The organism is Paracandidimonas lactea (genome assembly GCF_021653995.1).
GTDB lineage: Bacteria > Pseudomonadota > Gammaproteobacteria > Burkholderiales > Burkholderiaceae_B > Allopusillimonas > Allopusillimonas lactea.
The window spans coordinates 44,569-55,008 of record NZ_JAJJOZ010000014.1; the positions used below are offsets into that span (position 1 = coordinate 44,569).

General features: G+C 62.6%; 10 protein-coding genes. 3 read left to right on the forward strand and 7 right to left on the reverse strand.

What is annotated here, in order from left to right:
• Positions 1 to 47 precede the first annotated feature (47 nt).
• The 3 genes from LOL23_RS18365 to LOL23_RS18375 all read right to left on the reverse strand — a co-directional run bounded on the left by LOL23_RS18365 (position 48) and on the right by LOL23_RS18375 (position 2,776).
• Positions 48 to 752, reverse strand: coding sequence for a DUF6776 family protein (locus tag LOL23_RS18365; RefSeq protein WP_160982234.1), 705 nt, complete (start codon positions 750 to 752; stop codon positions 48 to 50).
• A gap of 267 nt (positions 753 to 1,019) precedes the next feature.
• Entirely contained in the window at positions 1,020 to 1,733 is a 714-nt protein-coding gene (murU, locus tag LOL23_RS18370; RefSeq protein ID WP_160982232.1) for an N-acetylmuramate alpha-1-phosphate uridylyltransferase MurU, read from the reverse strand.
• On the reverse strand, positions 1,733 to 2,776 hold the full coding sequence (locus LOL23_RS18375; protein ID WP_439652108.1) for an aminoglycoside phosphotransferase family protein: 1,044 nt from the start codon (positions 2,774 to 2,776) through the stop codon (positions 1,733 to 1,735). The genes murU and LOL23_RS18375 overlap by 1 nt, the downstream gene beginning before the upstream one ends.
• A gap of 149 nt (positions 2,777 to 2,925) precedes the next feature.
• Here LOL23_RS18375 and LOL23_RS18380 point away from each other — a divergent pair, with 149 nt between their 5' ends.
• From LOL23_RS18380 to rsmA, 3 genes are read left to right on the forward strand one after another with little or no spacing between them, the layout of a single operon-like run.
• The gene (locus LOL23_RS18380) at positions 2,926 to 5,325 is read left to right on the forward strand and encodes an LPS-assembly protein LptD (protein ID WP_160982230.1); all 2,400 of its coding nucleotides are present in this window, start codon (positions 2,926 to 2,928) and stop codon (positions 5,323 to 5,325) included.
• On the forward strand, positions 5,322 to 6,833 hold the full coding sequence (locus LOL23_RS18385; RefSeq protein ID WP_439652109.1) for a peptidylprolyl isomerase: 1,512 nt from the start codon (positions 5,322 to 5,324) through the stop codon (positions 6,831 to 6,833). The genes LOL23_RS18380 and LOL23_RS18385 overlap by 4 nt, the downstream gene beginning before the upstream one ends.
• A gap of 5 nt (positions 6,834 to 6,838) precedes the next feature.
• Positions 6,839 to 7,633 carry a 16S rRNA (adenine(1518)-N(6)/adenine(1519)-N(6))-dimethyltransferase RsmA gene (rsmA, locus tag LOL23_RS18390; protein WP_160982228.1) on the forward strand — a complete coding sequence of 265 codons (795 nt, stop codon included), beginning with the start codon at positions 6,839 to 6,841 and terminating at the stop codon, positions 7,631 to 7,633.
• 68 nt (positions 7,634 to 7,701) lie between these two features.
• On the opposite strand, the gene LOL23_RS18395 is transcribed toward rsmA, so the two are convergent.
• The 4 genes from LOL23_RS18395 to LOL23_RS18410 all read right to left on the reverse strand — a co-directional run bounded on the left by LOL23_RS18395 (position 7,702) and on the right by LOL23_RS18410 (position 10,361).
• Entirely contained in the window at positions 7,702 to 8,907 is a 1,206-nt protein-coding gene (locus LOL23_RS18395) for a molybdopterin molybdotransferase MoeA (protein WP_160982226.1), read from the reverse strand.
• On the reverse strand, positions 8,900 to 9,418 hold the full coding sequence (gene moaB, locus LOL23_RS18400) for a molybdenum cofactor biosynthesis protein B (protein WP_160982224.1): 519 nt from the start codon (positions 9,416 to 9,418) through the stop codon (positions 8,900 to 8,902). The genes LOL23_RS18395 and moaB overlap by 8 nt, the downstream gene beginning before the upstream one ends.
• A 60-nt stretch (positions 9,419 to 9,478) precedes the next feature.
• Positions 9,479 to 9,946: a molybdenum cofactor biosynthesis protein MoaE gene (locus LOL23_RS18405; protein ID WP_369414156.1), complete on the reverse strand. Its 468-nt coding sequence runs from the start codon at positions 9,944 to 9,946 to the stop codon at positions 9,479 to 9,481.
• Positions 9,947 to 10,109: 163 nt separating this feature from the next.
• Positions 10,110 to 10,361: a MoaD/ThiS family protein gene (locus LOL23_RS18410; RefSeq protein ID WP_237174082.1), complete on the reverse strand. Its 252-nt coding sequence runs from the start codon at positions 10,359 to 10,361 to the stop codon at positions 10,110 to 10,112.
• Positions 10,362 to 10,440 lie beyond the last annotated feature (79 nt).

Here is a 10,440-nt window from a genome sequence, read left to right on the forward strand (position 1 = left end):
TGGGATGGCGCGGCGTATCGCTGCCGCGCCGCTATACGGCCGGTCTGCTAGCGCGAGACGATCAGCGTGCGCGTGGCGACGACCTTATCCGAGCCCTGGCCTCGCACGTTCACGGTGACGCGGCGTGCCTGGAAGCCGGCGGGCAGTTCGGCCATGCCTTGAAGCTGTGTATAGCGCCCCAGTGAAAGATCGACAGCGGGCAGCGAGACGGTACCCGTGCGGCCGTTGGGGTAACGCCCCGTTACGATCATCTCTGCATGGCCGGTGAACGTCTGCGCCGCTTTATTTGCATCTTGCATGAGCAGCAGTTGGTAGGCCAACTGGCCATCCCGGTTGTTGAAATCTGCCGCCCGGATGCCAGGCGACGTGCCACGCGGATCGGGCGGCATGGCGTTGGCCAGCATCGCTACATCTTTCTTGAGCGTCTCGACACTGGCATTCGCTTCAGTCAGCGCTTTTTCTTGCGCGGTCAGCCTGGTTTGGGCTTCGGACAGACTGCGGCTAGTTTGTGCCAGCTCGGACTGCAGGCGCTGCTTGTCGATACCCAGGCTGTTCAAGTCGTAGTGCAGTTGTTCTGACTGTTCGACGGTGAGACGCTGCGGCCCGTAGCTTTTTTGCAGGAACAGCAGGCCGCCAGCGCCTAGCACGATGCCGGCTAGCAGCAGCAAAAACCAGCGCGGTATGCGCCGCGAGCGGCGTGCCGAGCCGTAGGCGGTGGGGGTGAAGACATTACGTTTGCGCGAACCGAACATGGGCAGGGATCCTGGCGTGGCGAAATGGGAGCAAGAGGCAGTGCCCCAGAAAAACCATTAAGCATAGACCAGATTCTGTGATGCGGACAGTAGTGCAGTCGTGTTGGTTTCGATTTGATAGAAATAGCTGTATTTTGTAGTGCGGATAAGGTGACTGGACATATCCATACCGGTGCCGGGTCGGGCGTTGCGTTTGCCAAATGCAGTGCTGTTGGAGGCCAGCCCGCGGCGGCCACTGCCGCGCCTGGGCGCCTGGGCGCAGTGGCGTCAGGCGCGGGAAGCCGTGCCCAGGCGCCGATCGAGTGCGCTCAGGCGCTCGGGTGTGCCGATGTCTTCCCAGGCGCCCGCATGGCGGGTGCCCGTGACTTGCCTGGCAAGCATTGCGTGGCGCAGCAGCGGCGCAAGCGGCGCCCGCATGCCGGGGGTGATGGGGGCGAACAATGCGGGTGTGTAAATGCCAATGCCCGAAAATGTAAGGATTTGACCCGCGCCAGTGTCTGCGGCTTTGTCGTGTACCGTACCGTCGGGCAGCAGGCAGAAGTCGCCCTGTGGATGCTGGGGCGGGTTATCGGCCAGCAGCAGCCAGGCGCTGCGGCCCGAATCGGCAAGGGCGCGGGCGAAGGCGGGTGCTTGGGTGGCTGGCCAATCGCACCACACATCGCCATTCACGACCAGAAAAGGCTGCTCATGGAAAAACGGCAAGGCCTGGGCGATGCCGCCCGCGGTTTCGAGTGCCCCGGGCGGTTCGGGCGAATAGGCAAGCCGGGCGCCGAATGTGCTGCCATCGCCCAATGCCTGCTCGATCTGGTCGCCCAACCACGCGTGGTTGATGATGATGTCGGTAATGCCGGCAGCGACCAGGCGCTCGATATGCCAGGCAATCAGGGGCTTGCCACCGGCCCGCAGCAATGGCTTCGGGACGCTGTCTGTCAATGGCCGCATGCGTTCGCCCCGCCCGGCCGCCAGGATCATGGCGCGCATCAAAAGGTGAACCCTGTGGCGGCCTGGCGGTTTTCGAGCCTGTCGAGAATGCGAAGCAGAGGGCGGAAGACGTTGTAGCGGGCAGCCACCTGGCGTACATAGGCGCTGACCCGCGGCATGTGATCCAGGTAGTGGTGTTTACCGTCGCGGTGCGACAGTCGGGCGAACACGCCCAGAATGCGCAAGTTGCGCTGCAGGCCCATCCATTCGTAGGCGCGGTGGAATTCGGCGAAATCGTCGCCCACCGGTAGGCCTGCCGACCGCGCTGCCTGCCAGTAACGGATTGCCCAGTCGAGCTGTTGAGGCTCTTCCCATGTGGTGCGGGCATCCATGACTAGCGAGGCGATGTCGTAGGTGATGGGGCCGGCGAGGGCGTCTTGGTAATCGATGATGCCCGGGGCGTCGTCGTGGGCGCCGACCATCAGGTTGGGCGAATGGAAGTCGCGATGGACCAGTACGTGGGGCTGAGCGGCGTTGTCGGCCACTAGCATGCCAAAGGTGCTGCCCAGCGCATCTTGTTCGACAGCGGTGAGTTCGGCCTGACAATGCGTGCGCGCATACCATTCGGGGAAAACCGATAGCTCGTCGAGCAGGCGTCGTGCATCGAAGGCGGCCAAGCCGGTGGTGGAAGCCTGCTGCATGCGCACCAACGCGCCCAGCGCGCCGCGATACATGGATTGCAGGCGGGCGTCGTCCAGCCCCTCTCCGATTGCGTGATAAAAAGTATCCCGGCCAAGATCGGACAGCAGCAGAAAACCGTCGTCCAGATTCTGTGCCAGAACCCGCGGTACGTTAAGTGCCACGTCGTGCAGCAGGCGGGTGACATGCACGAATGGCCGGCAGTCTTCGTGGCTGGGTGGCGCGTCCATCACGATTGCCGTGCCCGGCCCCGCGCGGAGGCGGAAATAACGCCGGAAACTGGCGTCGGCCGAAGCGGGCTCGAGTGTGGACAAGTCTAGGCTATGCGAGGGCGCAATGACGCCCAGCCATTGCAGCATTGCATCGCGCCGGGTGTCGCGGCCAGGATTGGTAACAAGATTCATATCAGAGGGGAAATCGCGGGGACGGGAGCGGCGCCGGCATGCTTTAATCATGCATGCCGCATGACTGCTGTCTCTATAATACCGGGTGCCAGACCCGGTAACGGAGCGCGGGCATAATAATATTCGGTTTTTCAGGAGGCTTCATCCTCGTGCGTTTGGTCTGGTGGGCAATACTCATCGCTCTTGGCTCTGTGCCGGCGGCGCAGGCGCAGCAGCGCGCCGGCGCGCAGGGTGCAGCGTCTGAGGCGCCCGAGGCGCAGGCTGGTAGTTTGCGTGTGGCGCCCCGGCTGTCCCTGCACAGCAATGTCAACGACAGCGAGATCTCGGCCTTCACGGTGGCCGACAAGATGGAAACCACCCAGGATGGCCGCATCATCCTGAAAGGCTCGGCTGAGGTGCGCCGCATTGATTCCGTGGTCAAAGGCGACTATATCGACTACGACCGCGCCACCGGGCAGGCGCGTGTGCGCGGCAATGGCCTTATCATGCGCGAAGGCAGCATTGTGCGTGGCACGGCCATGGATTTCAATGTCGACAGCGATACGGGCGAAGTCACCGAGCCGAATTTCTGGCTTGGCGCCGCGGGCGGCACCGGGGTGGCCACACGGGCCGATATTTTCAGCAAGAGCCGCATGCGCCTGACAGACGTCGTCTACGCTGGTTGCCCGTGTCCCGAGCCGTCTTGGTATATCTCGTCGCCGCGGGTCGACCTGGATTTCGAAGAAAACGAAGGCGTGGCGCGCAACGGCGTGCTGTATTTCAAAAATGTGCCTATTCTGTACTCGCCGTATCTTACCTTTCCGATCAAGAAAGAACGCAAATCAGGCTTTCTGCTGCCTACTTATGGCATGTCGTCGCAAAGCGGCTTCGATCTGTCGGTACCATACTACCTTAACCTGGCGCCAAATTACGATGCCACACTGGCGCCCCGTTATCTGTCCAAGCGCGGGCTGCAGCTTGGCGGGCAGTTCCGTTATCTTGGCAGCACTTACAGTGGGCAGGTGGACGGCACCTATCTTGGCAGCGATCGCCTTACGGGCGACAGCCGCTGGCTGTTGATGGCGCAGCATCGCCAAAGCCTGGGTGGCGGCTTCAATGCCTCGTTCGATGTCCGCCGGGTGTCTGACGACGACTATTTCCGCGATTTCTCCTCGTTTGGGTTGACAGACTCCACCCTCAACTACTTGCCCAGTTCCGCGGCATTGTCTTGGGGCGGCAGCAAGTATTTTTACGCCAGTGTGGCGGCCTATAAATACCAGACGTTGCAAGATGCCACGCTTGGCTATTACATGACGCCGCAGTACGACAAGCTGCCCGAGCTCTTTGTGCGGGGTGCGCGCTACAACTGGGGCGGGTTCGACGTCGTGTCCGAGAACTACGCCACCAAGTTTCGCATGCCGTACTACACGGGCCGCTACACTGGCAGCATCTTTGATCCGTGGCGGACGCGCCATCGGGCGCCCGACGGCACCCGTATGACATCGTATACCTCGGTGTCTCACCCTATTGTCCGTCCGGGCTGGTACATCACCCCCAAGGCCGGCTTGCACCTGAGCCAATACAGCACCGATTGGTATGTTGACGACCTGCCATATTTTGCGGGCCGGCCCGACACGCACACGCGTGCGCTGCCGATACTTTCGCTGGACAGCGGGATGACCTTCGAGCGCAAGACCACGCTCTTCGGCAATAACGCCATCCAGACGCTGGAGCCGCGAATGTACTATCTGTATGTGCCTTACCGCGATCAGTCCGATATCCCCATCTACGATACGGCGCAGGCCGCGTTCAACTTTTCCCAGGCCTTCGACGAAAACATCTTCTCGGGCGGCTGGGACCGCATCGCCAATGCCAACCAGGTCACTCTCGGGCTCACTTCGCGATGGCTGGACGAAGACAGCGGTTTCGAACGTCTGTCGCTGTCGGCCGCGCAGCGTTTCTATTTTGCCGACCAGAAGGTTACGTTGTATCGTGAGCCGCGCACCAACCGCCGCTCGGATTATCTCTTTGGCATGAAGGCCGCGCTTACCGACAAGTTCAGTGTGCGCTTCGATGCGCAGGTCAGCCCCGAGTCCAAAGAGCGCAATCGCATGTCGGCGGGTATTCGCTGGATGCCCAAACGGCTTGCAACGCTGGGCCTGTCGTATCGCTACGAACGCGATATCCGCATGATCGACGATCCCACCTTGGTGCTTAGCCCTGATGCCGACCGCACACGCGAACAGGCGAGCCTGACGGGGCAGTGGCCGCTTACCCGTAAGCTGTACGCGATGGGTCGTTACGATTACTCCTTGCAGGAAAAGCGTAATACGCAATCCATCATGGGGCTTGAGTACAAGGGCGATTGCTGTTGGACAGCACGCGTGGTGATGCAGCGCTATGCAGTGTCACGTGAAGACGTGAACAGCGCCGTCTTCTTCCAGCTTGAACTTGCAGGGCTGGGCTCATTGGGCAGCGATCCAATGAGCCTGCTCAAAGACCGCGTCATCGGCTACGAGCCCGTCGCGACACCTATACCGGAAAAAACCACTTTCGAGAGGTATGAATAATGCGAAGTAAGCATGCCAAGACGCACCAGATGGGTGCGACGCCCTGGCTTGCAGTGCTGCTTGCCGGCCTGCTGGCCGGGTTGCTGCCCGCTGTTGCAACGGTTGCCGCACCGGCCAAGGCGGCCAAGCCTGCCGCCAGCCAGGCGGCGCCTGAATTCGTCGACGGTATTGCTGCCGTTGTAAACAAAAACGTGATCACATTGCGGCAGGTCGAAACCCAGACGCAGTCCGCACGCCAGCAACTGCGCCAGCAGAACATCCCTGTTCCGCCCGACGATGTGCTGCGCAAGCAAGTATTGCAGCGCATGATCACGCAGGAACTCGAGCGCCAGGAGGCCGACCGGCTTGGTGTTCGCGTCAATGACGCCCAGGTGCAGCGTGCGCTGGACACCATTGCCCAGCGTAACCGGATCTCTACGGCCCAGCTACGTACGGAGATCGAGAAATCCGGCATCAAGTGGTCTGACTATCTCGACAGCCTGCGCGATGAAGTGCGCTTCGATATGTTGCGCCAGCGGGCGGTCGACAGCACCATTATGATTTCCGATGCCGAAATCGATGCCTTCTTGCGCAGTCAGGGCGGGCAAGCGGCGGCGTCCAAGCAACCCCAGGCGGGCGCCGCGCCTGCTGCGCCCGCGCCCGCTGCGACGGGGCCCGAAGTATTGGGCATTGCGCAGATTCTCGTGGCGGTGCCCGAGGGTGCATCGTCGTCACAGGTTGCCGAGTTGCGGCGCAAGGCCGAGGGGCTGCTCGCCAAAGTGCGCGGCGGCGCTGATTTCGCCGGCGTGGCGGCATCGTCCTCTGACGGCCCGCAGGCGCTCGAGGGTGGCAACATGGGGGTGCGGCCAGTGGCGGGGTGGCCGGATCTCTTCGTTCAGGCTACCCGCGATCTGCAGGCAGGCCAGGTCAGTGGCATCATCCAGAGCGGCAATGGTTTTCACATTCTCAAAGTCCTGACGCGCGGCCAGTCCGGTCCCGCACGCGCACAGGCTGCGCCGCAAGCGGAGCCTGCCGCGCCTGTCACGGGCCAGCAGGGCCCCATGATGGTCACGCAGACACATGCGCGCCACATTCTGATCAAGACATCCAAGGTCATGACAGATGAGCAGGCCCGCACACGGCTGGTTCAACTGCGTCAGCGCATCGAAAACGGCGAAAAATTTGCCGATTTGGCTAAGCGCTACTCTGAAGACGCGACTGCACCGCAAGGCGGCGATCTGGGCTGGCTGACGCCCGGTGAAACGGTGCCTGCCTTCGAGCAGGCCATGAACGGGCTGCAGCCGGGGCAACTGAGCCAACCGGTGCAATCCCAGTTTGGCTGGCACCTGATCGAAGTGATCGAACGCCGCAGCAAAGACATGGGCGATGAATACAAGCGGATGCAGGCGCGTCGGGCCCTGTTCGAGCGCAGGCTTGAGCCGGCCGTCGAAGAATGGCTCAATCAATTGCGTGGCCGAGCCTATATCGACAACCGTCTTGATCCGCAGTCGAGCAGCGGGCGGCGCTGACACAGATGGTTCATCAAGCCCGCAAACGATTCGGCCAGCATTTTCTGGTTGACGAGGGCGTCATTGACGCCATTGTGCGTGCTATCGCACCCGCGCGGGGCGACGCAGTCGTGGAGATCGGCCCCGGCCTGTCCGCACTGACCGCGCCGCTGCTCGGGGCGCTGGACCACCTGACAGTTGTCGAGATCGATCGCGACCTGGCCGCCCGGCTACGTCTGAACTATCCGGCCAATCGGCTCACTGTCGTCGAGGCCGATGCGCTCAAGACTGACTTTGCGGGCTTGGGCGAGCGGCTGCGCATCGTGGGCAATCTGCCCTATAACATTTCGAGCCCATTGTTATTCCATTTGCTGGGATGCGCGAGCCAAGTGCTGGACCAGCACTTCATGCTGCAGCGAGAGGTGATCGATCGCATGGTTGCGGCGCCGCGCACGGCCGATTATGGCCGTTTGTCCGTTATGCTCCAGTCGCGCTACCGCATGGAGAAGCTCTTCGATGTGCCGCCCGAGGCCTTCGATCCGCCGCCTCGCGTGGTATCCGCGGTGGTGCGCATGGTGCCGCTGCCCGAAAACAGGCCGAAGCCGCTCAGCGAGCGCGCTTTTGAGCAAGTAGTGGCGCGGGCGTTCGCGCAGCGCCGCAAAATGCTGCGGCGCGGCTTGTCGGAGTGGGCGGGCCATATTGATTGGGACGGGTTGGGCATCCCGGCAACGGCGCGTGCCGAAGAACTATCAGTGGCACAGTTCATGGCGCTGGCCGACGCGCTGGTGCGTGCCGGGGTGGTCGGGGTGGTGTCAGCCTGAGCGCATGTGCTGCGCAGCGCCGAGAATGCTTGGCGGCATACCGTGCGGCGCGTGGGCGCGCTGCGGGGTTATGCCAGCCAGTGTGCCAGGTCGTAGTACCGCAGCACGGCGCCATTGCCGGTGCTTGCGCCAGCCGGGACGCGAGCCAGGCCGCTGGCCCACGGCAAAGCGCTGATGATGCCCGAACCCTGCTGCGCATAGGGCACAAGCTGCGGCAGCCCATCAGCCCGGGGTTCGGCACGCACCCGCAAAAAATCGTCGCGCTTTTCCTGGAACACTTGAGATGTCGCGAGCGTGCCGAACCCAACCGGGGGCAGGGTATCGGCGCGGCCTTGCATGGCTCGCACCAGGGGTGTCACTAGCAGGGTAAACACGGCGAAGGCCGATACCGGGTTGCCAGGCAGGCACACCACGGGCTTGCCCTGTATGCGTGCGAAGGCAACGGGCTTGCCCGGCTTCATGCGTACACGCCACATGTCCAGCGTACCCCCCAGTTGTTCGATGGTGGGCTTGACCAAGTCTTTTTCGCCCACGGATACGCCGCCCACCGTCAGGATGAGATCGCAATCGCGCAGCAGCGTCTGGAAGGCATCATCCAGGGCGGATGCGGTATCCGCCGCGTGCAGGGTATGCACGACCTGCGCGCCCAGGCCTGCGGCCAGCGCCGCCAGCATGGGGCTGTTGGAGTTGAATATCTGTGCTTCGTCACGTGGCGTGCCTGGCGCGACAAGCTCGTCGCCGGTGGTCAGCAGGCCGATTTTCAGGCGGGCAAAGACCGGCACCTCGGCGTAGCCTTGCGAGGCCAGCAAGGCCAGTTCAGCCGCGCGCAGCAGTGTGCCGCGCGCCAGTAGCTGCTTGCCCTGGGCCACATCTTCGCCACGCCGTCTTACGTGCGTGCCAAGCGTGGGGGCGAGAGTGAGGGTAACGGCGTTGTCGGCTTCCTCCGCGTCTTCCTGCATGACCACCGTATCGGCACCTTCGGGAATCAAGCTACCGGTAAAGAGGCGGATTGCTTGGCCCGCTACCAGCGCCTGTGGCTTTTCGCCCGCAAAGCAGCGTTGCTGTATCGGCAGCGCCCGGCCGGGTGCGTAATCGGCATGGCGGATTGCATAGCCGTCCATGGCGCTGTTGTCGGCGGGCGGGAGATCTAGCGTGGCGAATAATGTTTGCGCCAGCACGCGGCCGCTCGCCTGGGAAAGCGGACAGCTTTCGGTGATGGTGGGCACGCCGCCAGCGGCGGCCAGGCGCTGCTGCGCGTCGTCGAAATCAAGCATGGAACGAAGCTCCGAAATTGCAGGGGCGGTGAGTGCTGTCGAGTTGTTCGCGCAGGATGCCTTCCCATGCGGTCTGGCACGCCTTGGTGGAGCCGGGTAGGCAGAAGATAAGGGTATTGTTGGCGATGCCGGCAAAGGCATCGGATTGCAGCATCGAGCTGCCGATATCTTTGTAAGACAGATAACGGAACAATTCACCGAAGCCGGTAATTGTCTGGTCGAGCAGCGGTGTGACAGCCGCTGCCGTGGATTTGCGGTGCGAGTAGCCGGTGCCGCCGTTGGCCAGGATGACTTGAATGCCGGCGTCGAGAATCCAGTCGCTCATGTGCTTGCGGATTTCGTACAGGCTGCTCTTGCAGATCACCCGTTGTACACAACGATGGCCAGCGGCCAGCAGGCTTTCGGCCAGGTAGTCGCCTGATGTATCGTTGGTGGCTTCGCGGGTGTCGGAGATGGTGATGACTGCACAGTTCAGGGGCAGGGTGGCTTGCCCTGGGGTCGCTTTGCTCATGAGAGAGGGTTCGATATAGTGAGGTTACCGATGACAGATGCGTTGGCGCTGCGTGGGGATTCAGGGCGGCGCGGCACCGGATTCCCATGCATTGGTCTTGTCCGCATCCGACTCGCGCTGTTGCACCCAGAAGCGCTCGCCATTCGCGAGCGCTTCACGCTTCCAGAACGGCGCGCGTGTCTTCAGGGCGTCGATGATGAACTCGCAGGCGCGGAAGGCATCGCCGCGGTGAGCGCTGGCGACGGCTACGAAAACGATCTGGTCGGTGTTGTGCAGCTCACCCACCCGATGCACGATCAGGCAGTCTTGTACGTCCCAGCGCGCTCGCGCGGTGGCGCACAGCGCGTGCAGTTCGCGTTCGCACATGCCGGGGTAGTGCTCAAGAAACAGGGTGTGTGTGGGGGTGTCGGGCGTGTAATCCCGCACATATCCGGTAAAACTGACCAGCGCACCCGCACGGCCGGCGGTGCGCTGGCGCATGCCCGCCACCAAGGCGGCGCTGTCGAAATCCTGCTCCTGTACCCAAATGCTGGAGGCCTGCGGCCGCGTGTCGTTCACCGGGCTGGCTGCGCCAGAGGTATCTGCTGGGTACGTTTGCGGGTGTGCCGTCGTCGTGTTCGATGCGGCAGCGCCATTCAGGGGGAGGGTGGTGGTCATGGTTGATATCCGAGCTTGACGGTGACGGCCAGCGTCAGCCGCCCGTCACGGGTTCGAAGACGGCAACCTCGTCGCCGGGCTGTATGATGGCCTGATGCGGCGAACGTTGCTGATTGATCGCCAATTTGAGCCGCGCGGTGGGTGCAAGCGCAGGGTAACGGCCTTCGAGTTGGGTCAGCCATTCGGCACCGCTAATGGGAGCGGCCAGCGGCAGGCTTTCTTGCCTGAGCCCGGCCAGTTCGGCCACTTGGGCAAAATACAGAACGTTTATGCAGGAATGTGCCACGCCAGCCTCCATCTCTATGGCATTCTCTTTAGTTCATTGTAGCGGGTATGCCGCAGTGTGGCACGGTGCCCGCCCCCCC

Bases quoted from the DNA above. Each gene is read 5' to 3' on its own strand.
- LOL23_RS18365 (WP_160982234.1), bottom strand. From the start codon at position 752: ATGTTCGGTTCGCGCAAACGTAATGTCTTCACCCCCACCGCCTACGGC.
- murU (WP_160982232.1), bottom strand. From the start codon at position 1,733: ATGCGCGCCATGATCCTGGCGGCCGGGCGGGGCGAACGCATGCGGCCA.
- LOL23_RS18375 (WP_439652108.1), bottom strand. From the start codon at position 2,776: ATGAATCTTGTTACCAATCCTGGCCGCGACACCCGGCGCGATGCAATG.
- rsmA (WP_160982228.1), top strand. From the start codon at position 6,839: ATGGTTCATCAAGCCCGCAAACGATTCGGCCAGCATTTTCTGGTTGAC.
- LOL23_RS18395 (WP_160982226.1), bottom strand. From the start codon at position 8,907: ATGCTTGATTTCGACGACGCGCAGCAGCGCCTGGCCGCCGCTGGCGGC.
- moaB (WP_160982224.1), bottom strand. From the start codon at position 9,418: ATGAGCAAAGCGACCCCAGGGCAAGCCACCCTGCCCCTGAACTGTGCA.